The organism is Paraburkholderia sp. CNPSo 3076, assembly GCF_026343935.1.
Classification (GTDB): Bacteria; Pseudomonadota; Gammaproteobacteria; order Burkholderiales; family Burkholderiaceae; genus Paraburkholderia; species Paraburkholderia nodosa.
Genome location: NZ_JAPMAL010000008.1, coordinates 102,645 through 125,554, shown reverse-complemented (window position 1 = coordinate 125,554; position 22,910 = coordinate 102,645). Strand labels below are relative to the sequence as shown.

Sequence of the window (22,910 nt, the reverse complement as noted above, 5' to 3'; positions counted from 1 at the left end):
ACCGTCGCGTCACTCGCTCAGGAACTGGACCGCGTGACCCAGGAAGCGTTGCGGGTACTGGAACTGCGCAGCGTGGCCGGCGTCTGGGTAAATGAACAACTGGGCGTTTGGCAGGTTGCGAGCCATGTAGAAGGAGTTAACCGTCGGGACCATCACGTCGTTCACGCCATTGAGGATGAACGTAGGCTGCCGGATGCTACGCAGATACGCGAAAGGATCGTCTTCCGAGAGCCTCGGCATGTACAGCATGTTGGCCTCGATCTGTGCGATCGAGACCTCCGGCGAGGATGGCGGATCTTGGTCGGCTCGCATATGACGCCGTTTCCAGAACTCCCTTGCTGCCTGCTCGGCCTCTGCTGATCGGCCGAAGAACAGGTAGAGGAAGTCTTCGAACTCCGGGACCGGATTGACCGCTGTGGTCAACACGCGCTGCTCCATTTCGGGATTGCCCCCGCGTGGCCCGGTGCCCAGCAGCATCAGCTTGCGCACTAGCTCGGGATGGCGCCAGGTCAGGTCCAGCGCCTGAAACCCTCCGAGCGAGAAGCCCAAAACGTCGACTTGCTGCACGCCCAGCGCGCGAACGAAGGCCGCTGCGTCATCGGCCATGTCCTCAATGCGTGTTCGTGGTTGCCCGCCGGATGAAGCGATGCCGCGGCCGTTATAGAGGATGACTTCGCGGCTTTGAGCAAGGCCATCCGTCATCAATGGATCCCAGTTGTCCATTCCACCGCGGAAATGCTGCAGGAACAGTAAAGGCGGCTGCGAAGAGTTTGTATTACCCCAGCGTCGGTAGGCGAATCGGGTTCCGTCGACATCCACGAAGCGAGTGGGCGTAGTGATATGGTTGTCAGTCATGTAGTCACCTGTTGAGAACCTCTGTCGAGATGTCGGTCTCGTTGCCGGAGCTTCGCAAATTCACTGCGCCAGGAGTGCCAACGCTTTGGGGGCAAAGTTCTCGTGGTATCAGTCGTACCGCCGTTTGCTGTATTCGCATTACTGGCCACGGCCAACCGTGAAACAACCGCCGCGTGCAGCGTCAGGATGCAAGAAACGGCTTTTTGCAGATAAGGCACGGCCTGACTCTCGACTAAGGCAGAAGCGGAAATAGTCAGGCGTCGCGCTGATAGCGCTCGGCCGCGTGTGCTTGTCGAATGTCCGACATCAGTTCCTGGCGCGCGCCATCCAGTGCGTCCCACCGCCCGGCTACGTGCAGTGGCGGAATCGTGACCAGCTCGCGACGGTCGAACCCAGTTAGTGCCGCATCAACTAACTCTCCGACTTCCATAACTTCGGGGAGCATGTTCACGTCGACACCAGCGCGCTCCCATATCTCCGTGCGCGTCGCCGCCGGCAATACCGCTTGCACGTAGACGCCCTTGGGCGACAACTCCAGGTTCAGGCCCTGCGACAGGAACAGCACGAATGCCTTGGTCGCGTCGTAGATCGACATGCCGAACTCTGGCGCGAAACCCACCACCGAGCCAATGTTGACGATCGAGCCATTACCGGACTGCACAAAGCGTGGAGCGACCGCGGCTGCGAGCCTCGTCAGCGCCGTCGTGTTGAGCGTGATCAGGCGTTCGATGCTCCCAGACGTTTGCTGCACGAAGCCGCCCGACTGAGCCACGCCGGCGTTGTTGATCAGGATACCTATTCGATTGTCATCGCGCAGCCGAGTCTCGAGTGCGGACAGGTCGGCGGACTGGGTCAGGTCGGACTGCAGCACTTCCACGGCCACACCGCTTTCCTCACGCAGGCGCACGGCCAAGGCATCGAGTCGCGCCTTGTCACGTGCGACAAGGACGAGGTCATGGCCACGCCGAGAGAAGCGCTCGGCGTAGGTGGCACCGATGCCGCTGGAGGCCCCGGTGATGAGAACGGCTGGAAGCGTGGTCACGGGTACCTTCCTTTGCAAGGGTTCTTCTGGCGGAGGTGCAATCAAGGGCGCGGGCCTTAGCCGGAGATGGTCGGGTAATCGATGTAGCCCACAGAGCCGCCACCATAGAGCGTCGCCGGGTTGAGCTGCGTGAGGGGTGCGCCGGCCTTCAATCGTTCGACCAGGTCCGGGTTGCTGATAAACGGACGGCCGAACGCGAACAGGTCGGCGCTGCCCTCATTGAGTTGAGTGGTGGCGAATTCCAAGTCGTATCCGTTGTTGGCCAGATAGGTCTGCTTGAAACGGCGGCGCAGCGCGTCATAGTTGAACGCGGCGACCTCGCGTGGGCCGCCAGTCGCACCTTCGACCACGTGCAGATAGACGATGCCCTGCGTGCTGAGTTGTTCGGCGATGTAGTCGTACTGCGGTTGCGGATCGCTGCAGGAAATGCCGTTTGCCGGCGAAACCGGCGAGATGCGCACGCCGGTGCGCTCGGCACCGATTTCTTTGACCACTGCGGCGACCACTTCCAGCAACAGGCGCGAACGGTTCTCGATCGAGCCGCCGTAGGCGTCAGTGCGCTGGTTGGCCCCGTCCTTGATGAACTGCTCCAGCAGATAACCGTTGGCGCCGTGAATTTCCACTCCGTCGAAGCCGGCGGCAATAGCGTTGGCCGCAGCCTGTCGAAAGTCGCTCACGATGCCCGGCAGCTCGGCGAGTTCCAGGGCGCGTGGCTCGGACACGTCGGCAAATCCGTTGTTGACGAACGTCTTCGTCTCGGCGCGGATGGCGGAAGGTGCGACCGGCGCCGTCCCGCCAGGTTGCAGGTCAGTGTGCGAAACGCGGCCAACGTGCCACAGCTGCACGAAGATGCGTCCACCTTTGGCATGTACGGCGTCCGTGACCTTGCGCCAGCCAGCAATCTGCTCGGGCGTGTACAGGCCGAGAGTGTCCTGATAGCCCTGGGCCTGGGCCGAAACCTGAGTGGCCTCGGTAATGATCAGGCCGGCCGTGGCGCGCTGGGCGTAGTAGGTCGCGGCCAGCTCGCTGGGTACCAACCCGGCGCCGGCACGGTTGCGGGTCAGCGGTGCCATGACGATGCGACTGGTGAGCGTCAGGCCACCGAGGGCGTATGGCTCGAAAAGCGTTTTCTCGGACATGTTGTTCCAGCGTCTGGTGTTGGGAATGGCTGCAATGATGACGATCATAATCTAACGTGTCAAGGCTTTGATGACGACCAACATCAATGTATAGTCAGGCCTTCACGAAGGAACAAGCCCACGGGAGAGCAAAAGTGAAGGTCACTAAGGCACAGGCCCAGGCCAACCGGGCCCACGTTGTTGAAACAGCGTCCACCCTGTTCAGGGAGCGCGGCTATGATGGGGTCGGAGTAGCCGATCTGATGGGCGCCGCTGGGTTCACCCACGGCGGCTTCTACAAGCACTTCCGCTCGAAGACCGATCTGATGGCGGAATCGGCAGCCTGCGGTATCGCGCAAACCGCCGCGCTGTCCGCTGGTATGAACGAGTCGGAGTTCGTGCGGCTGTATCTCGCGCGCGAGCACCGTGACTCGCGCGCAACCGGCTGTACGATGGCTGCGCTGGGTGGGGATGCCGCGCGTCAACCTGAAGCGGTCCGAGCCACATTTGCGGACGGCATCGAGAGACTGCTGGAGGCGCTGCGCCACGAACGTTGTTCTTCAGACGGTGCAGACTCGGCGCAGGCGCGAGCCAACTGCCTCGACATACTGGCGCATGCGGTCGGTGCCATTGTGATGTCGCGCGCGTGCCCGGATGATTCGCCACTGGCCGACGAAATCCTGACTGTATGCCGCGACAAGATTCTCGCGTCACTGGGCCCGTCCGCGACAGGGCGCGAACCGGCGCCCAATCATGGTAGCGACAAGTCCGCTAAACCAAAGTGACACGTAGCACTAATGGCCGCCTGGACCTCCGACAACTGATACCCCCTGTTCATGACCGACTATCGTTCTTGTCTTTGACCATTCGGCTCCAAACCGTCCATGACCCACTCGTGGACAGCCATTAAGATTCCGAGATCGAGGTCCCTGGGGTCAGTCGCACCGAAATATTGAACCCATTTTTTAAATATATCGGCCTGCCCCTCGGCAGATGCGTGACTACGAGAAATATCAGTCATGCTGGACTCCTTACGATTCTTAAAGTTCGAAAGTGAAAGGCCCATGTTCGGTGCGAACTGGCAAATTAGACGTCTGTTACCTCAAACGTGCCTTTCTTCGCCCAAGCCTGCCTGGGTCGATCGAGCGCTCGCGTAGCCGCTATCTTCAAACTTATTGGGCAAGGAACTCGAGCGCCTTGGGCACGAAGTTGGCGTAGAACTGAAACACCCCGCCATGGCCCGAATCGGGGTAGATGATGAGCATGCTGTTCGGCAGGCGCTGCACCAGATCTTCCGAGTTCTTGCTTGGGACCATCCGATCGCTATCGCCGTTGACAACGAACACCGGGTTCTGCACCACCGACAGGTTCTCCGGCTCTTTCCGGCCCCATGCGCGAATCGCCTCCAATTGAGCCAAAAAAGCGGTCATGGAGATTTTCTTGTCGCGGTGTTCAGAACGCTCGTTCAAGCGAGCCAAAAACGCCTTTCCAGCTTCGATACCGTTCGGCGTACGGGTGAAGAACAGATACTGCTTCGGATCCTGGCCGGTGAGAAAACCTCGGAACATGTCGTAAAATGTAACGCTGGTCACGGCACTGATGCCTTCCCCGCCAGCAGGCCCCGTTCCCGCGAGAATAATCTTGCGGACGAGTTGCGGCTGCTTCAGCGCGATTTCCTGGGCAACCATGCCGCCCATCGAAAAGCCAAAAAGATCTACCTTCTTGAACCCCATGGCCTTGATGAAGTTGATTGCATCATCAGCCATCTGCTCAATCGAATTCGATGGTGAGCCACTGGAAGCTCCGACACCCCGATTGTCGAATGTGACCACGTGATGCTCCGCCGCGAGGCCATCCACCACTCGAGGGTCCCAATTGTCCAGCACAGCAGCCAAGTGAGTAAGGAAGATCACCGGTGTGCCACCATGTTCCTTCCCAAGCTCCCGATACGCGAAGTCCACTCCGCCTGCAGTGATGGTCTGCGTTGGCACGTCTTTCCAGCTGACGTCGTGTTCCTGTTGCTGTGGCGGCAAACTCATCGTCGCGTTATCTGACGATACTTCAGCCGCCCGCACTGTCGAGGAAATGAGAATTGCTGCCAGGACTATTCCAAGGACACCTGACTTCAGTACATGACGCATTGCACTAATCTCCATTGATCTTTTTTGACGACGGTAATAGTGGAAAGATCGTGTCAACGATCAAGCCCGCATGCGCTTGGTGCGATAGTTGCCCCAACTGCTGCGCATCAGGCTTTTGAGAAATGCCACCAGGCCGCTTTCCTGGGGTCGTGGATTGCCCCCGTCTGCAATACGCCTGAGTTGCCTCGTGTACCAAAGGACCTCCATGATGCCCATGCGGTCCACCGGTTTAATCCCTGTGGTGATCGGCCGTACGCGCTGCGGGCTATCGCGACCCTGCAGCAACGCAACCGGCGCTTCAGGGTCGATAGCAAGCAGTCTCGCCAAACCGATAATATCTAGCGAACCGGATCGCAATGCTGCATTCATGCCGTCGGCCGTCCGAAAGCCGCCAGTGACCATTAGAGGCACCGGTATACTCGTGCGCACTTTCTCAGCGAACTCCAGGAAGTACGCTTCGCGCGCCACCGTCGACGCTTTTTGCGGTTTCTGGAAAGCACCGCTCATGGCCGGAGCCTCGTAGGTGCCGCCAGAAATCTCGATCAGGTCGATGCCCGCATCGGCAAGCGCGTGGATGGTGGCCATCGACTCCTCTTCGGAGAAGCCGCCGCGCTGAAAGTCGGCAGAATTGAGTTTGATGCCGACTGGAAAATCGCTGCCGACCCGGCGGCGGATCTCGGCGTAGATTGCCATCAGGAAGCGGCGCCTATTCTCAGGGCTGCCGCCCCATTCGTCAGTGCGCCGATTGTGATGCGGTGACAGGAACTGGTTGATCAGATAGCCGTGGGCCCCGTGGATCTGCACGCCGCTGAAGCCGGCGCTCTTGCAGATCGCGGCGCTGCGCCCAAAGCGCTGGATAATATCGCGGATCTCTGCGGTACTGGCTTCGCGCGGGGTCTCGAAAAACGCCGCCATGTCCTCGCGAAACGGAATGGCCGACGGCGAGAGGTTGCTGACGTTTAGTCCTTTGGGGGACTGTTTGCCGGGATGATTGAGTTGCACCCACAGGGCCGCGCCCTGGTCGGTGGCCGCGCGAGCCCATTGCCTAAGGACGAGCATATCGGACTCGTCCTCAATTACCACATTGCCAGGCTCGCCGAGCGCACGGCGATCGATCATGACGTTGCCGGTCAGCAGCAAGCCGACACCGGAAGCAGCCCAACGCCGATACAACTCGACGAGCCTGGGTGTCGCACGGTTGTCATAGGTACCCAGCGTCTCGCTCATGGATGACTTGGCGAGACGGTTGCGGAGCACGCTGCCATTGGGCAAGCGAAACGGCTGGCTCAGCGGGCTGACGTTAAATGAGGACGGATTGGCCATGGAGAGCACTCGGATGGAAGGTTGCAAGGGACGATTTCGTCGGAATGTGGGACATCGCGTGCTCGGTCAGCGCGGTGATGGTCAGACTGGGGTTCACGCCCAGGTTGGAACTGAGCATCGAGCCGTCGCACACCAGTAGATTCTGATAACCAAAGACGCGATTCTGGACATCCATCACGCCGCGTTCGGGAGAGTCCGCCATCGCGCACCCACCCATGCAGTGCGCCGAGGTGGGGATGTTGAACAGGATCTCGGTCAATAAGGTGGTAGGAATGCCGCCCAGTGCCTTTGCCCCCTTTTCAACAAACGCATTGGCTTCAGGGATGAAGGTGGGAATCGGGCCCCCCTCAGTGCACAATCGCTTTCTGAACGGCCAGTACCAGCGGCGCTTGAACTGCATGTTGATAAAGGCGTCCACGGTCTGCATTACAACGAACAGGATGGTCTGGCGTGCAAATCCGAAAGGGTTGTGCACGCGCATTGCTTTCACCGGATGTGTCACCAGCGTCCATAGCCAGGTAATAATCCGCGTCCATCCGGCACGCCCGCCAGTCATCAAGGTCATCATCAGACCTGTAGCGTCCGAACCTTCCGGGTAACGCACCGCACCGATGTGCGTCCGTTCGTCGATATAGATGCCTGCGCCTCCAGCCACGCCGGGCGACATGCTCTTGTCATTCGCCGGAAAGCGCACGCCGACGAGAGACTCGGCATTAGTGCGCACGCGCTTGCCGAGGTCATCACTGATGCGCGGCAGGGAGCCGCTCTGCTTGAGCCGGAACAACAACTCCATCGTGCCCAATGAAGACGCGGCAAATACCACCCCGCGGCAGCGGAAGCTGCGTCGCTGCTTGTTGAACCAGGTAGTCGAACACTCAGTGAAGACCTCGTAGCCGTCGCTTCCGTCTTCCTTGCCGTTGAGCGGGCGCACGTCCACCACCCTGGTTTCGGCGAAAACCTGCGCACCACGCTTCTCCGCGAAATAGAGATAGTTCTTGTCGAGCGTATTCTTGGCGTTGTGCTTGCAACCCACCATGCAGCCACCGCAACCGACGCACGTCCCGCGCTCCGGACCTCCGCCGCCGAAGTAGGGATCAGCATAGGTTTTGCCGCCGGCCTCGCCTTTTGGCGCAAAGAACGTCCCTACACGGCCGTTGTGAAACGTATTGCCTACGCCCTGCAAGTCCGCCATCTTCTTGAGCCGAAAATCGGCCTCGCCCAGAAATTGGTTCTCGGTTACGCCGAGCATTCGTTCCGCCATGGCATAGTACTCTGGCATGATCCGTTTCCAGTCCTTCAGGCCAGCCCACGAACCCTCGTCCCACACCTTGTCGGGCGGCACCAGCAAGGCGTTCGCGTATGTGATGGAACCACCGCCAACTGCGTTCCCGCTCAGGACCATGACGTGGCGGAAGAGACGCATGTTGTAAAAGCCGAACATTTTCAGACCAGGTCGCCACATCCAGCGACGCGCGTCCCAGTTGGTCTTGGGAAAATCTTCTGCAGTCCAACGCCGCCCCATCTCCATCACACCAACCGAATAGCCCCTTTCAGTGAGGCGGCAGGCGGACACGCTACCACCGAAACCCGAGCCAATGACAATGTAGTCAAATTCATAGGGAGTATTCATCGCGAGCACCTCGAGCCTGCGCCGGTCGGGCTCTCCACGCGCACATTAGCGAATAAGGCCTTCATCGTTTGTCTCCGTTTTCCTGGTTCTAGTAGTCACAATTCAGAGTCCGACTTTTGCGTCCTATCGCGCTCACGACAATGTCGTGGAGTTCCCCTCCAAGTCGGCTGCTGATTTTGCAATGGCATTGAAGGCAATCGGGAACGACGGGGGGGCGGCAGCATCACGGACACCCAATCGCGTTTTCAGCCCGACCACTTTCTGGAAGTACTCGGCAAACGCAGACGAGAGCCGGTCGACATCGGCATGGATCAGCGCTCGTTCACCGATCCGGAAAACTGGCTTGTTAGCGGACTCCTGCAGCAGCGTAGTCGGCGACGGAACGCGATCGACGTCGATCTCGGGGGATCGAGTCGTACGAATGAAATCCGTGTCTTCTCCTCATTCGGGCATCCATAGTCATAGTGCGAAGTCCTCATTCAGTCGACCAACCATCGCACCGCGCTTGTCGGGGCTCAGCGTCGGACAGGATCCGAACGGGGCGAAGAGCAAAGATGCGGGACCCACGCTACGATCACCGCAATACTATACGTTTAGTATAGCACTACAACTATACACATAGTATAGTAGAATGTGTGATGTGCACTCAGCACACTGGGACAAACGCAGGAGTCCGGTTGCGACGTTGACATCGCAGGACCTCGAGGTATCGCTGCCGTTCGATCGGACCGCCGCGCGGCTTATGGCGTCTCCTCGCGGGAAGCCACGACAATGAATGTCCCTTTCGCTGCGGCGGCGATAGCATGGCCCGTCATCGGCTTCTGGGACGACCAGGCGTGTGCACTGGGCGTGTTGCCCCCGGGGAGTTTCCGGAAATGGCTCAGCGAATACCCAACCCGACGGCAGATCCGCGATGGTAGGGCGCGCCTTGTCTGGAAAATTGATGCACTACGGATGCAGGTGTCCGCGAGGCCGCGCCACTAATTTCCTGCCTGATCCGTGGCCATCGCCTTCCAACCGGCTTTGCTTAAGCAGGGCCTTGTACAATGTGACATGCCAAACAAAACCTACGGTCAACTTTGCCCAATGGCCCGGGCATTAGACGTCCTCGGCGATCGTTGGACGCTTCTCGTGATCCGCGAACTCTTGCTGGGTCCGAAGCGGTTCAAGGATCTGCTGGCGATCTTGCCTGCCATGGGCGCAAACCGGCTCTCCGAGCGCCTGGCCATGCTGGTAGAGAGCGATGTTATCCAACCGACCACGTTGCCAACGCCCGCCGCAGCGCCAGCTTATGAACTGACGGAAATGGGCGAACAACTGCGCAAACCAGTGATTGCGCTTGGGCTCTGGGGTCTGCGCCTGCCGCTCGATGAACGCATCGATCCGTCCACTGCCCGTGCGGAGCTCATCGCACTGTGCTTGACGGGGTCGAGCGATCCTGCGGCGAGCGCCGCCTTGCAAACGTTGTATGAGTTCCATGTGGGGGCGGAGGTTTTCCATGTCCCGGTGAACCACGGGAAGGTGCTGATCCGCTCCGGCCCCAGCGCAGAGCCCCCCGACGTCAAGATACAGTGTGACATGGAAACGTTCATGGCTCTGGCTTTGCGCGAAATCACACCTACGCATGCGCTCCGCGAAGGGCGCGTATCCCTCCTGCGAGGAAGCAGGCAAGCGTTCACACAGGTATTCAAGATTCTCGAATACAAGCCCTGATGGCCTGCCGAGGCTCGGCCGGGATTCACAAATATCCATAGCTTCAGATACTCACGAATCCCGGCCAAACCACTTGCCCTGTCTGCATCATCGCGCAGCGAATCCGGCGTGGCATGTAAGCAAGCTTGGTTAGTAACCGATGCGAGAAGACGCATCAGGCAGGCAACGGCGCGGAAATCATTGGGTTCAGACGGGTCGCCTGTTCGACCAGTATCGGCATCCCGCCGATGCCCATGCGGAAGTCGACCGAACTGCGATGCGTGTGGGCCGTCAGTTCTTCGTTGAACCGGAACACGGCAACCTCCTCGGGATTTTGCCGATCGCCATCAGTTCATCAAGGCTCGCCTCGCCAAGAGCGGGTTCGGTGCCATTGCGCACGCTATCGCCATCAATGACTCGAGTATTCGCGGTGGGGGCGACCGCAGTGGCTCTGACTCTACCGGCACAAATGCAGCCGGCGCCTCGGGTGAGGAATAGCAGAACGTGGCCCTGAAAGGTCAATGGGTACGCCGTCCGCCGCGCTACCGCACCGGCTAATGACTGAGCGAGCTGCCATTGTTGATGGCCGGCGATCCACTTGCGAAACTGGTTCGGATTCCGGATTGGGGTCGTGATCGCTCGCCATGCAACCAATTAATACGCCGGCTTCCAATACATCTCGACCAATTCACGCAGCGCTGCCCCGTCAAATTTCCGTCGACCGTCCCGTCTCCGGCCGCCTCAAGCGTGCTTCGAAGTCTCGACTGCTCGGTCATTAAGGCCTGAGTGCATGTATCCGCGCAGACTCCAAACTTCTGCAACGCCGGAATCCTGGGCGCGCAACTTCACCGACTAGAAAACTAGCTACGAAATCGCAGGAAATCCACGTTCGCGAAGCTGCGTCAGCCCCCGCTCAGAACGTCAACAACTCAGGGAATCTGGTGCTGGCTCGATTTGCATTTTGGCATCCATCTTTATCCACGGGATCAGAAGACTCAGCCGCAGTCTACAGGGCGGGATCGATTTCCTCACTCCGTGGAGTGACCCGCCTCGAGGCAGCTCGATTGTGGTTTTCACCAACTATACATTTTATTTAGCTTCGATACTATACGATTCATATATCAATCATTGGTCGCCATCGATATCAGACTAAGACCTATGCACAGCACGCACGGGAGCATCCAGAGGATCCGACACTGCCAAGGAGGTGCCCGCCCACCATCCAGCTTCCGAGTATGCACCATGCGCAAATTGGCCTTGCTCGAGAAAGACTCATCGATTCAGCTTCTGCGCCGGCCGAACATACTCCGAACGGGCCACCGCTGGCCGGCTACGGAACTGTCAATATGGCTAACGCCCTCAAGAAGAAGACCGTGGCGGATCTGCCTGCGTAGTCGTGGCGATCCTTGACTTGGGACCGTGGCAAGGAACTGTCCGATCACGTCTGTTTCACTAAGCCTATCAACCTGCTTCAACTTAGACAGACTCGTCGGTTAAGTCAGCCTTTCCATGGAACGTTAGGTATCCAGAATTCCCATCAGTATGGACATTGTGGCAGCGAGATCGGAACTAATTTTTCGACGTGAAATCCCGGCGCTCGCCTTAATAGCTGCCGAATGAAGTGTTGCAACCAGCAGATTTGCGAAACATCGCGCGTTCGCCGCTGCAGAGTCACCCGATAGGAACCCATTTGCCCATCTCTCAATGCGGCGCTCCTCTCGCTCGATTATCTCTTTGAGAATTGCTTTAGCGTCCTCGTGAGCATTGGCCTCATCAGCGAGGACGCAGGCGATGAGACAGCCGCGGGGCCGTTCGTGATCGTAGAAGAGGTGAACAATTGCTTCGCTAAAGAATAATGGACCGAAGCGTTTCCCGTCCTTCCCGTCGGGAAGCTGAAGCATTGCAAAAGTCTGATAATAGCGCTCCACTGCCTTGAAAAAAAGGGCGCGCTTATCACCATAGGCGGCATACAGACTTGGACGGTTGATCTCCATCGCTTCAGTGAGCGTGTCTAGATCGGCGCCTTCATAACCGTTCTTCCAAAAAATCTCGACGGCGCGATCTAGCGCAACATCAACGTCAAATGAGCGTGGCCGCCCACGTCCTCTCTTTTTCTCAACCGTACCCATACGTCCCAGGATCCAAATTTTCTTACTGAACAATACACAAATCGCTTGACGACGGCAACTGGACTTATTAACGTACTCTCCAGTACACAAAGGAGAGAGATATGGACAACACGACAGAACGTGCGGCGACCACCCCAACCAAGTATCTTGATGTCCGGGGCGTACGCTACGCTTATCGGGAGCTTGGACCCGTCAATCCAGCGGACAAGACACCTATCCTGTTCCTCCATCGGTTCCGCGGTACGCTCGATGATTGGGATCCGGGTTTCGTCGACGCATTGGCGAAGACCCGTCACGTCATTCTGTTCAGTGATCAGGAAGTCGGATCGTCATCGGGATCTGCAGCGACGAGCGTGGACGAAAAGGCACGCAATGCCGCAGACTTCGCGAAGGCGCTAGGTTTTTCAACCATCGATGTGCTCGGCTTTTCCATGGGAGGTTTCGTTGCCCAGGCGATTGCGATCGATGAACCGACGCTCGTGCGAAAGGTGATCGTCGTCGGTGCGGCCGGAGGTGGCAATCCGGAAGCGGCGCCGCCGACGGACATCGTGTTCGAGATTGCCCTTCATCCTGTCTACTCACATGAGGATGTCCGGTATCTGTTCTTTGCTGAATGGCGAGATGAGGAGACGCGGGCCTATCTCGATCGTCGAGCGACCCGGACTTCTGGCCAGGAACCTCCGGTGACGCCTGCAGTCATTGACAAGATGGTGTCACTCATCGGTGACTTCATGAGCGGTAGAACAGGTCATTATGAGAGGCTGAAGGACCTTCGTCAGCCCACGCTCATCGTCTCCGGCGATAGGGATCCGTTCTTCCCCTTCAAAAACATCTGGATGCTGTATCGCGAACTACCCAACGCACAGTTGCTCGTCTATCCCAATTCTGGTCATGGGCCACACCAGCAGCATCCCGAAGAATTGGCCGAGAAAATCGAATACTTCTTGACAACGACCTGATCGGCTCTAATTTATTATCGCTCGGCTGCTAGATTTCCCTCGGCATGACCAAGCCGAGATTTAAACAGCAGAGAAAATGAGGGCGCCAGTGGCATTAAGTGTGCTTCTGGCGAAAAAATGCGGCGAAGAGATTTCGAAGGATGTGGTCGGACTGAATTACAAATACCTGATGGCCGCTGATGTAACAGCGTTGGTGATTGTGTCTCGAAGCCAAATCTCTTCGTATTGCAGCCCTCGGGGCGTGTAAGCACGTCATGATTTTTCTTGATGCGCTACGAACATCAGAAGACGAAGGTGTTAGAAAAGCGATTCAGGGATAGAGAAAGCAGTTGCTTGCTGTCTTCACATGGGAGGAGAGGCTGCGATGACTAATTATACTGAGTTCTATCGGCGTTCGATCGAAGAGCCAGATGCTTTCTGGGCCGAGCAGGCCTCGTTGATCGATTGGAAGGAGCCGTTCGAGAAAGTTCTTGACTATGATTCACCTCCATTCGCCAGATGGTTTGTCGGAGGCGTGACTAATCTCTGCCACAACGCTATTGATCGGCACATAGCCAATCGTGCAGATCAAACAGCATTGATCTGGGTCTCTACAGAGACAGGGCAGGAGGAAACTTACAGCTTTTCTGACCTGCACGCGGAAGTGCAGACAATGGCTGCGATTATCTTGTCGCTAGGCGTGAAGAAGGGCGACCGGGTGTTGATCTACATGCCTATGATCCCGCAGTCAGTGTTCGCGATGCTGGCCTGCTCCCGTATCGGCGCCGTCCATTCCGTCGTATTTGGCGGATTTGCCAGTTCAAGTCTGGCCAGTCGCATCGAGGACGCCAAGCCCAAACTGATTATCAGCGCCGATGCCGGATGCCGTGCCGGGAAGGTCATTCCATATAAGCCATTGCTTGATGAGGCCCTTGAGCATGTGTCGACACGGCCTGCCAAAGTCCTCATCGTCGACCGGGGGCTCGCGGCGCCCTCTATGTGCGAAGATAGAGATGAGTCTTACACCTCCTTGAGGAGGGAATTTCTTGGCGCCACAGTCCCTTGCGAATGGTTGGAGTCCAGTTCTCCAAGCTACACGCTATATACCAGCGGCACAACAGGTACCCCGAAAGCCGTGCAACGGGAAACTGGCGGATACGCAGTTGCGCTAGCAGCCAGTATGAAGCACATTTTCTGCGGTTCCCCTGGGGAAACGTTCTTCGCGACAAGCGATATTGGCTGGGTGGTCGGGCACAGCTATATCGTCTATGGTCCTCTTATGGCGGGTATGGGAACCCTGCTCTACGAGGGACTGCCCACACGGCCAGATCCTGGTATCTGGTGGAGGCTTGTCGAGAAGTATAAGGTGACCGCAATGTTTAGCTCGCCGACAGCCATCCGCGTGATGAAGCAACACGAAAATGAGTCGCTTTTCGAGGCGGATCTGTCCAGCTTGCGAAGTTTGTATTTGGCCGGTGAACCTCTTGATGCACCAACAGGGAAATGGATACACGACGCCTTACGCAAGCCAATTATTGACAACTATTGGCAGACTGAGTCTGGATGGCCAATCCTTGCAGTCGCGAATGGCGTTGAGCGGATGAATAGTAAATTTGGGTCGCCTGGGCTACCAATGTACGGGTTTGCCGTACGTCTGATCGACAATGAAACTGGTGAACAAATAACTGTTCCAAATCGAAAAGGCATTCTCATCATCGATGGTCCGCTTCCGCCCGGGTGCATTCAGACGATCGCGGACGACGATGAGCGCTTTGTCAGAACCTACTGGTCCGAGATTCATGGACGGTATGTCTATTCAACGTTCGATTGGGGTGTCCGCGACGAAGACGGCTATTACTTTATCCTTGGGCGCGCCGATGATGTCATCAACGTAGCTGGCCATCGACTCGGCACGCGTGAGATAGAAGAGAGCATTTCCGGCCATCCTAACGTCGCCGAGGTTGCCGTTGTCGGAGTTTCCGACTCCTTGAAAGGGCAGGTCGCTGTTGCATTTATAACTGCGAAGGATCGAAGTGCCGTCGCTACTGGTGATGGCGCATCTGCTCAGAAACGTGAGATTTTAAAACTTGTCGAGCGCGACCTCGGTGGTATAGCGCGTCCCGCACGAGTTCTGTTCGTTCCAGCGCTGCCAAAGACGCGATCAGGCAAGTTACTGCGCCGAACGATTCAGGCAATTTGCGAGGGCCGGGAACCGGGAAACGTTGCGACTATTGAAGACCCAACTGTACTCGAAGCAATTGCAGAGGCGGTCACTGCAACGTAAGTGGCCCGCAATTTCACGATAGATGGCGGTGGTGCCGACCGGATCGGGGATGTTACTTCCATACATACCGATTCAAACGTGCAGCTGGTGAGCCGCACACACCAACGGATGCGCCTGAACTGATCAGCATACGCTCGAGTTGATACTTTTTCCGGTCGTCGAAAGATCAGGTGTACGACGGTTTGATAGGAATACCAGCTCACGTAAGCCAGAAGAATGACGGAATAACATATTAGTTATATATAACTTTTATTGAGATAAATATGGTGCGAGACATTATACCTGTCTTGGGTGCTGCGGTGTATGCGCGAGCATGAAATCAAGTTCGGTTGCGTTTGTCACTGAGGCGGGAGCGCCGGCCACTTTGACTTCAGGCAGAGTTCTCTGGTCGCCAGCGTAGCGCGTCGGAATTTATGGCTTTCTCATCAAGCAGGCCACGGATGATGTGCAAAACGGTCGTTCGGCCGGAGACAGATTTCGTCGGTAGGTCTTTGCGATGAGTCCCGGCTGACACTATCAGTTCAGCAAGGGCAGCGTCGCGGCACGCGTCGTCAAGGAGTTTTCGTGCGGAATCGTCCGGCCCGGGAGGCGGATTGGACGAAGATGGTACTTGCGTTTTGACTTAAGCGAGCGATATACGGGCTTGCATATTATATAAACAATGGAGACTTCAATGATGAGTGCCAACTCAGAGACAACTCGTGACAGTGTACAGCAGGCCTCGCCGAACCCGGAGTTCGACTTCGACTGGGCGATCGTCGGGTCAGGTTTCGGCGGAAGCGTTGCCGCTCTCCGGCTGACCGAGAAGGGGTACCGGGTCGGCGTGATCGAACGCGGTCGTCGCTATGAGGACAGTGATCTACCCACTTCGACAGCCGAGATTGAAAAGTTCGTCTGGGCCCCCGAGCAAGGGCTCTACGGCATCCTCCGGGATGTCGCGTACCAACATGTCGAGACCGCCTCGCAGACTGGTGTCGGGGGTGGGAGCCTCATGTACGGGGGCGTACTTTTCCGTGCGCAGCAGGGGTTCTACAACGACTCCCAGTGGCGAGACCTCGCGCCTTGGGAATCGGTGCTCGACGCGCACTACGCCAAGGCGGAGTTCATGCTCGGCGTGCGGGAGTCCCCGTGGGACTCGGTCTCGATCCAGCTGACCAAACGCATCGGCGAGCACTTCGGGGTCTCAGACGGCTTCAAGCTCGCGCCGACCGGCGTGTTCTTCGGCGAACCCGGCAAGACAGTCGACGATCCCTACTTTGGTGGCGAGGGACCTGCACGGACCGGATGCATCCGTTGCGGCGATTGCATGATCGGATGCCGCACGGGCGCCGCGAACAGGCTGACGAAGAACTATCTTTGGTTCGCGGAGAAGAGCGGCGCCCGGATCATTCCGGAGCAGGAGGTCATCGACGTACGTCCCCTCGGCGCAGCCGACGGCGCAGACGGGTACCAACTGGTCGTAGAGCAGCGCAGCCCTGATGGGGCCCGCGCACGCACTGAGTACACCGCACGCGGCGTCGTCTTCGCCGGCGGAGCTGTAGCAACCAACGAGCTCCTTGCCGACTGCAAGTACCGAGGATCACTACCGAGGATCAGTGACAGACTCGGCCACCTGGTCCGCACGAACAGCGAGACCTTCCTGAGCGTCCAGTTCCCACAGGATCTCGAGGCATGGCGCGACGTCACCGCGCCCAGCCGATTGCTCTTCGACGGGGACACCCAAGTCGAGCTCCTTACCGTCGGGAAGCATGCCGACGCATGGCAGGGCAAGTTCACTGTCCTGACAGGCAAGGGGAACATCCTCGTCCGTCGCATCAAGTGGCTAACGAACGTCGTCCTTCACCCGAGACGGTGGAAGGCAACCAAGCAATCCGAGGGTTGGAGCGCCCGATCACTGGCGATGCTCGTCATGCAGCCTCGCGACAACGCGGTCCGGTTGCGCGCGCAGAAACGCAGCGGCGGCAACGGCTACACGCTGGTCAGCGAGATCGACAAGTCCCGTCCCGCCCCGACATTCCTCGGCGTCGGGCACAAGGTCGTGAAGTGGCTTGCCGAAGAAACGGGCGGGGTTGCGGGCAGCACCCTGACAGAAGCCTTCCGCAACGCCCCATGGACGGCGCACATCCTCGGCGGCGCGGTCATCGGCTCGAACGCGACCACCGGCGTTATCGATGCGGGGCTGAAAGTGTTTGGTTACGAGAACATGATCGTCTGCGACGCCGCCGCCCTTCCCGCGAATCCTGGGGTCAACCCCGCGCTCACTATCACTGCCCTCGCCGAATACGCAATGGATCGGCTCCCCAGCGCACCCGCGCCGGCGCCAGAGACCGAGGACCGGTGATGCTACGCGGCCGAGCACAAATCGGCCAGGAACCGGAAGGCGAGGCGCGGCTCGCGATCACGCATAGGAAATTTAACGGTTAATGGGCTCGCGCTACGACGCACGGCGACAGTTCGCGCAGCCGCTGCGCGGATAACATCGTCCAGCTAGAGCCAACGATAGAAGTCGCACATTTGTATTGATATTAAGTATAACTATATATGGAGATTTTTCGTGACATTCCCTTCCCATCGCATTTTAGTCGTTGTACTAGCGGGCATTTTATCAGGCAGCATCGGTACGGCCGCTCACGCGCAAAGCAGCGTGACGCTCTATGGCGTACTCGACGGCGCGCTGCTCTACACGAGCAAGACCTTGAGCTACCAAACCGGCGCCGACGCGGGAAAGCAGTTCTCGATGACCGATGGCGGCATATGGGGCTCGCGGTTGGGCATGAAGGGCACGGAAGACCTCGGCGGCGGTCTGAAGGTGTTGTTCGTGCTCGAAAGCGGCATCAACGTGAGCAACGGCGGATTCGCCAACTCGAACGGCAATTTGTTCGGGCGACAGGCGTGGATCGGACTCGATGGAAAATTTGGTACTGCGAAGGCAGGCTTGCAGTATTCGCCGTTCTTCCTGTCGCTATTCGAATCGGATCCCCGTGCATTCTCGCAGTTTGGCAGCGGTCTCATCAACTACCTCGACAATGTGCTCGTCACCGGTCTCTTCAATGCGAACTCCGTTTCGTACACGAGTCCCACCATTGCTGGCCTGCAAGGGAGCGCCATGCTGGCGCTCGGCGGCGAAGCGGGAAATTTCCAGGCGGGGCGGCAATATTCGGTCAGCCTGAAATACACATTCAAGGGGCTAATGATCAACGCCGCGCTGTATAGCGGCAATGCCGGGGGCACTGCCGCTACGACGCCCGTTCCCAGCGCAGTGCAGTTCACTGGCCACACCGTCGGCGCGGCTTACGATTTCGGAAAGCTAACACTCGATGCGTCGTTCGTCTCGTACAAGGTTGCGGGCTCCTTCGATAATCACGTCTACGGCGGAGGCTTCAGCTATGGTGTGACGCCAGCGCTGAACGTGAACGGCGGCGTATGGTTCACGCAGGATCGTAACGACACATCCAATCATTCGATCCTGGCTGCAGTCGGCTCCGAAATCTACCTCTCGAAGCGCACGACACTCTATGGGCAGGTCGGATTCGTCCGTAACCACGGCGCGATGGACACTGGCCTGTCGATCAACGGGGCACTATATGGCGTGACGGGTTCGACAGTCGGCGCCAACGTTGGCATTCGCCACCTGTTCTGAACGGCACCATCCCCGTCGAGCGATGTTGTCCGCGGGCACGCAGGCGGGAGGCAATTGTGTTTGGTGCAATCGCCGAACCCGAACCCTTGCAGGGCTTTCAGGACCAGTCAGCGTTCTGGTGCGGGACCCGCTCCTAAAGTTTCGAGATCCCTGGTGGGCGCTGTCACGTTGCCCATAGCGAGACAAAGTTTCGGCAGGCGGGACCACGACTCAGAAAACCGCGAACGGATTTTGGGGCGTTCGCCAGTTCCGGGATGCCTGCTTTCGCGGCCGGGTAGCTGCGTAGCTGGTCCGTGACGATCTTACGCGGCACTGGATTGGAGCGCAGCACGCGCTGGAAAAAGCGTTTGGCCGCTGCCTTGTCGCGCCGCTTCTGCAGCAGGATGTCCAGTCCGGCCCCGCTTTGACACGATGGGCAAAGCTCGCGCCAAATTTGTCGCACCAGCGACGGACGGTCTCGTAGCTCACGACCACACCGCGCTCGAACAGCAACTCCTCGACGTCGCGCAGGCTCAGGTGGAACCGGAAATACCAGCGAACCGCGTGGCTGATGACCGCCGCCGGAAACCGGTGGCCGTGATAAAGCGATTTGGTCTTCTTCATTAACACATCTTACCCGGCACTTCGTCAACGTGACAGCGCCGGCCGGACTAGTGAACCTCGACCAACGAGCGTATCCAATATACCTGTGCTAAAACTATGACAGGAACAAGCTGCTCATCTTTAAAAACTGCATGTACAGCAGAGGGGCACGTTCTGTCCGACTTTGTCGCAAAGATGAAGCGTATAACACGCATAAGCCACAGTGTTTTTCGTCGCGCGCTGTCCGGTCAGCTCTGTCAAACGCACCACACATCAAGCAGGTAAGGCCTGCCTCGCACGCCCGGAGCGACGCGCAGTGTAGTCGACGGCTGCGCCCCCAAGATATGCGTCGTGCAGCACATCAAGCCGGGCCAGTTCGGCCGCCGCGCCCTCGGCAAGCACGCGTCCACCTTCGAGTACGTAGCCGTGCTGCGCGTAACGTAGCGCCATCGTCGCGTTCTGCTCGGCAAGCAGAAAACTCACGCCCTCGTCACGGTTGAGCGCCGCGACGATCTCGAAGATTTCCTCGACCACCAGCGGCGCGAGTCCCATTGACGGCTCGTCGAGCAGCACCATCGAGGGACGCGCCATCAGCGCGCGACCGATCGCCACCATCTGCTGCTCGCCACCCGACGTCAATCCCGCCAGCGAGTGGCGCTTAATCTTCAGACGCGGAAAGATCGCGTAGATCCGTTCGAGATCTGCTTCGATCCCGGCCCGGCGAGGCCGCCGGGCGAACGAGCCGATGCGCAGATTTTCCTCGACCGACAGATGCGCAAAGCAGCGCCGCCCTTCCAGCACCTGGACCAGCCCGCGCTCGACCAGCGTCCATGGTTCGACGCGCGCGATGTCTGCGCCGCGATAGACGACGCGGCCACCCGTCAGTTCGCCGCGCTCCGCGCGCACGAGGTTCGAGATCGCCTTGAGCGTGGTCGTCTTGCCTGCACCGTTGCCGCCGAGCAGCGCAACGATCGCGCCCTCGGGCACCGCCAGCGACACCCCGCGCAGGGCGGGGATGATCTGGCTGTAGGTCACGGCGATCTCATCGACCTGCAGGATCGGGGGGCTCGCCATGTCAGAGGTCCTTGCTGCAATCGCGCGGCGTAATGCCCCTTTCCTTCGCATACGACAGCGCCGACTTCTCGATGATCGGACGCAGCAGCGCGCGGTCCGCCTGCACCCAGTTGCTGATCACGTTCCACTTACGGCCATCCCATTGCTGGAAGCGCACGGCGCCGCCGCCTTCGTGGTCCGCGCAGGTCAGCTTGAGCGGCTGGACGAGGCCGAGTGCGCCGAGTTGCTTGAGTCGCGCATCGTCGAGATCCAGATGCTCGAAGCCCCAGCGCACCTGCTCGCCCGTGAGCGGCTTGTTGCCGAACTTGCGCTGCGCGACGCGGACCGCCTCGACGTTCAGAATGCCGTTCACCACGCCCAGGTTGTAGTAGACGGTGCCAAAGCGCGCCGGGTCCTTGAGGTTGCCGTTGCCGGGCTTCACCACGTACTGGTTGATCGCCTGCAGCACCGGGTAGTCCGTGCCCGAGGGGTGCGTCGTGATCGAGATGAAGCCCCTGGCCGCATCGCCCGCCGGACGCACGTCTTCCTCGGAGTTGCTCCAGATGTTACCGATGATGTGGTCAACCGGGTATCCAACCTTCTGCGCGGTCTTGATCGCCACCGGATTCATCACACCCCAGCCGCGCAGGATCACCCAGTCGGGATTGATCTGGTGAATCTTCAGCCACTGCGAACCCTGTTCGTTGCCGGGATGCGGCACTTCGATCTGGGTCACGTCGAAGCCGTACTTCTTCGCCAGCAGATCGACCACAGGAATCGTTTCGCGGCCGTACGGCGAGCCGTGATACAGCACGACGATCTTCTTGCCCTTGAGCGCGGCGAGGCCGCCCGAGCGCTGCCCGATATAGTTGACGATTGCGGAGACCTCGCTGTACGGATTCAGCTGCAGCGGGAACACATAGGGAAACACTGCGCCATCGGTCGAATCGGTGCGGCCGTGGTTGATCGTGATGAGCGGGATCTTGTCGGCCGTCGAGCGGTCGAGCGTCGCGTAGGCAATGCCAACCGATAACGGGTTCGTGGCCGCGGTCGGCGCGCCGTCGGGGCCACCGTGCTTCAGACGCTCATAGCACTCGACGCCCTTCTCCACCACATATTCGGTCTCGCACTCTTTCCATACGAGCTTCACGCCGTTGACGCCACCGTCGCGAGCGTTGATCAGCTGGAGATAGTCGATAAAGCCGCCGAAAAAGCCGCTGCCGCCAGCCGCGTACGGGCCGACCCGGTAGCTTTGCAGCGGAAAATATTCCTCACCCGCAGCATGCACCTGAGGCAACGCGCCAATGGTGAGCGCAAGCGCGGCCACGAAAGCCGAGGACCACTTTCCCCATTTCGGGCGAACGGGACGAACATCATTAATTTGCATAACCAAATATTCCATGGATGAAGAGAGCAACGATGGGGCAGAAAAATTGACGGCTCAGAATGCCTTCGGCCGGCGTTGACGAACGATCTGCACGAGTCTTGCAAGACCATCCGGTTCCTTGATCAGGAAGACGATGATCAGCGTGCCGAAGACGATCCTCTGCAGGTTCTGCACCTGGTCTGCGCCAATACCTGCATAGGCCAGCGCGCCAGCCGCGTTGGAAAGCAGAATCGGCAGCAACACGATGAAGGCTGCGCCCAGGAAGTTGCCCGAGATGCTGCCCATGCCGCCGATGATGATGATGAACAGCACCTGGAATGAAAGATTCAGGTTGAAGCCGTCCGGCTCGATCGTGCCGAGATACGCAAAAGCCCACAGCGCGCCTGCAATGCCGAGCACGAAGGAACTCAGCGCGAAGGCCAGCAGCTTGCTGCGCCCCACCGGGATGCCGATCACGCGCGCAGCGGCTTCCATGTCGCGCACGGCCATCCAGCGCCTGCCCAGCTCGCTGCGCACGAGGCTCGCGCCGAATGCGAACAGCAAGGTCGCGACACCGAGCACGAACAGGTAGCACGACACCGGCGTGTCGATGCGCCAGTGACCGATCATGAGCTGCGGCGCGCTCAGCACGCCGGACGTGTCGTAGTTCGAGAACCACGCCACGCGCGTGAACAGCCAGACCACGAAGAACTGCGCGGCCAGCGTCGAGACGATCAGGTAAAAGCCCTTGATGCGCAGGCTCGGCAGTCCGAACAGCACGCCGGCCGCGGCACTGACCAGGCCGCCGAGCAGCAGGCCGACCGGAAGCGGCAACGCGGGCACGCGAACGAGCAGGTTGTAGGTCGCATAGGCGCCGATCGACATGAACGCGGCCGAGCCGAGCGACAGTTGCCCCGCATAGCCGGTCAGGAAGTTCAGACCGAGTCCGGCCACGGACAGGATCAGAAATGGCACGAGGATCGCGTTCAGCCAGTAGTCGTTCGCCACAAGAGGCACGCCGGCGAACGCGACGAGCGCTCCCGCAAGCGGCAAGGCCAGCTGGCGCAGGTTCAGCCGGCGCGGTTCGGCGAGGGGACGGGTCAGTTCCATCAACGTT

General features: G+C 58.9%; 18 protein-coding genes and 2 pseudogenes. 7 read left to right on the top strand and 13 right to left on the bottom strand.

Translation table 11 applies throughout. From position 1 onward, the window contains the following. Positions 1 to 9: 9 nt before the first annotated feature. The 3 genes from M3A49_RS11380 to M3A49_RS11370 all read right to left on the bottom strand — a co-directional run bounded on the left by M3A49_RS11380 (position 10) and on the right by M3A49_RS11370 (position 3,036). Positions 10 to 855 carry an alpha/beta fold hydrolase gene (locus M3A49_RS11380; protein ID WP_266228767.1) on the bottom strand — a complete coding sequence of 282 codons (846 nt, stop codon included), beginning with the start codon at positions 853 to 855 and terminating at the stop codon, positions 10 to 12. A gap of 253 nt (positions 856 to 1,108) precedes the next feature. Beyond that, positions 1,109 to 1,897, bottom strand: a complete 789-nt coding sequence (locus M3A49_RS11375; RefSeq protein WP_266228766.1) for an SDR family NAD(P)-dependent oxidoreductase — start codon at positions 1,895 to 1,897, stop codon at positions 1,109 to 1,111. 56 nt (positions 1,898 to 1,953) lie between these two features. Then, entirely contained in the window at positions 1,954 to 3,036 is a 1,083-nt protein-coding gene (locus M3A49_RS11370) for an alkene reductase (protein WP_266228885.1), read from the bottom strand. Positions 3,037 to 3,170: 134 nt separating this feature from the next. Between M3A49_RS11370 and M3A49_RS11365 the strand changes: the two genes are divergently transcribed. Next, the gene (locus M3A49_RS11365) at positions 3,171 to 3,800 is read left to right on the top strand and encodes a TetR/AcrR family transcriptional regulator (protein ID WP_266228765.1); all 630 of its coding nucleotides are present in this window, start codon (positions 3,171 to 3,173) and stop codon (positions 3,798 to 3,800) included. 59 nt (positions 3,801 to 3,859) lie between these two features. Here M3A49_RS11365 and M3A49_RS11360 read toward each other — a convergent pair whose 3' ends face one another. The 4 genes from M3A49_RS11360 to M3A49_RS11345 all read right to left on the bottom strand — a co-directional run bounded on the left by M3A49_RS11360 (position 3,860) and on the right by M3A49_RS11345 (position 8,109). Next, positions 3,860 to 4,036, bottom strand: a complete 177-nt coding sequence (locus M3A49_RS11360; RefSeq protein ID WP_266228764.1) for a hypothetical protein — start codon at positions 4,034 to 4,036, stop codon at positions 3,860 to 3,862. A gap of 151 nt (positions 4,037 to 4,187) precedes the next feature. After that, positions 4,188 to 5,156, bottom strand: coding sequence for an alpha/beta fold hydrolase (locus M3A49_RS11355; protein WP_266228763.1), 969 nt, complete (start codon positions 5,154 to 5,156; stop codon positions 4,188 to 4,190). A 60-nt stretch (positions 5,157 to 5,216) separates the two neighbouring features. Continuing rightward, complete coding sequence (locus tag M3A49_RS11350; protein ID WP_266228762.1) at positions 5,217 to 6,479, bottom strand: NADH:flavin oxidoreductase/NADH oxidase family protein; 1,263 nt, start codon at positions 6,477 to 6,479, stop codon at positions 5,217 to 5,219. Further along, the gene (locus tag M3A49_RS11345; RefSeq protein WP_266228761.1) at positions 6,457 to 8,109 is read right to left on the bottom strand and encodes a GMC family oxidoreductase; all 1,653 of its coding nucleotides are present in this window, start codon (positions 8,107 to 8,109) and stop codon (positions 6,457 to 6,459) included. The genes M3A49_RS11350 and M3A49_RS11345 overlap by 23 nt, the downstream gene beginning before the upstream one ends. Positions 8,110 to 9,162: 1,053 nt before the next feature. Here M3A49_RS11345 and M3A49_RS11340 point away from each other — a divergent pair. Then, entirely contained in the window at positions 9,163 to 9,822 is a 660-nt protein-coding gene (locus tag M3A49_RS11340; RefSeq protein ID WP_323183138.1) for a winged helix-turn-helix transcriptional regulator, read from the top strand. A 154-nt stretch (positions 9,823 to 9,976) separates the two neighbouring features. Here M3A49_RS11340 and M3A49_RS11335 read toward each other — a convergent pair whose 3' ends face one another. Continuing rightward, positions 9,977 to 10,117: a hypothetical protein gene (locus tag M3A49_RS11335; RefSeq protein WP_266228760.1), complete on the bottom strand. Its 141-nt coding sequence runs from the start codon at positions 10,115 to 10,117 to the stop codon at positions 9,977 to 9,979. Positions 10,118 to 11,105: 988 nt separating this feature from the next. Between M3A49_RS11335 and M3A49_RS11330 the strand changes: the two are divergent. Beyond that, a pseudogene (locus tag M3A49_RS11330) lies at positions 11,106 to 11,255 on the top strand (IS30 family transposase); the annotation flags it as partial. 63 nt (positions 11,256 to 11,318) lie between these two features. On the opposite strand, the gene M3A49_RS11325 reads toward M3A49_RS11330, so the two are convergent. Beyond that, positions 11,319 to 11,930, bottom strand: a complete 612-nt coding sequence (locus M3A49_RS11325; RefSeq protein ID WP_266228759.1) for a TetR/AcrR family transcriptional regulator — start codon at positions 11,928 to 11,930, stop codon at positions 11,319 to 11,321. A 101-nt stretch (positions 11,931 to 12,031) separates the two neighbouring features. Here M3A49_RS11325 and M3A49_RS11320 point away from each other — a divergent pair, with 101 nt between their 5' ends. The 4 genes from M3A49_RS11320 (at position 12,032) to M3A49_RS11305 (ending at position 18,792) form a co-directional block, all read left to right on the top strand. After that, positions 12,032 to 12,889: an alpha/beta fold hydrolase gene (locus tag M3A49_RS11320; RefSeq protein WP_266228758.1), complete on the top strand. Its 858-nt coding sequence runs from the start codon at positions 12,032 to 12,034 to the stop codon at positions 12,887 to 12,889. A gap of 364 nt (positions 12,890 to 13,253) precedes the next feature. After that, entirely contained in the window at positions 13,254 to 15,152 is a 1,899-nt protein-coding gene (locus M3A49_RS11315) for a propionate--CoA ligase (protein ID WP_266228757.1), read from the top strand. 673 nt (positions 15,153 to 15,825) lie between these two features. After that, on the top strand, positions 15,826 to 17,493 hold the full coding sequence (locus M3A49_RS11310; protein ID WP_266228756.1) for a GMC oxidoreductase: 1,668 nt from the start codon (positions 15,826 to 15,828) through the stop codon (positions 17,491 to 17,493). A gap of 234 nt (positions 17,494 to 17,727) precedes the next feature. Further along, the gene (locus tag M3A49_RS11305; RefSeq protein ID WP_266228883.1) at positions 17,728 to 18,792 is read left to right on the top strand and encodes a porin; all 1,065 of its coding nucleotides are present in this window, start codon (positions 17,728 to 17,730) and stop codon (positions 18,790 to 18,792) included. Positions 18,793 to 19,033: 241 nt separating this feature from the next. Here the strand turns inward: M3A49_RS11305 and M3A49_RS11300 are convergent. The 4 genes and pseudogenes from M3A49_RS11300 to M3A49_RS11285 form a co-directional block, all read right to left on the bottom strand. Next, positions 19,034 to 19,395: pseudogene (locus tag M3A49_RS11300) on the bottom strand (IS6 family transposase); the annotation flags it as partial. A gap of 252 nt (positions 19,396 to 19,647) precedes the next feature. Continuing rightward, the gene (locus M3A49_RS11295) at positions 19,648 to 20,448 is read right to left on the bottom strand and encodes an ABC transporter ATP-binding protein (protein WP_266228755.1); all 801 of its coding nucleotides are present in this window, start codon (positions 20,446 to 20,448) and stop codon (positions 19,648 to 19,650) included. A gap of 1 nt (position 20,449) precedes the next feature. Beyond that, a complete protein-coding gene (locus tag M3A49_RS11290; protein ID WP_266228754.1) occupies positions 20,450 to 21,814 on the bottom strand; it encodes an ABC transporter substrate-binding protein in 1,365 nt (454 codons plus the stop codon). Between the two features lie 54 nt (positions 21,815 to 21,868). Further along, positions 21,869 to 22,903 carry a branched-chain amino acid ABC transporter permease gene (locus M3A49_RS11285; RefSeq protein ID WP_266228753.1) on the bottom strand — a complete coding sequence of 345 codons (1,035 nt, stop codon included), beginning with the start codon at positions 22,901 to 22,903 and terminating at the stop codon, positions 21,869 to 21,871. Between the last annotated feature and the right edge of the window lie 7 nt (positions 22,904 to 22,910).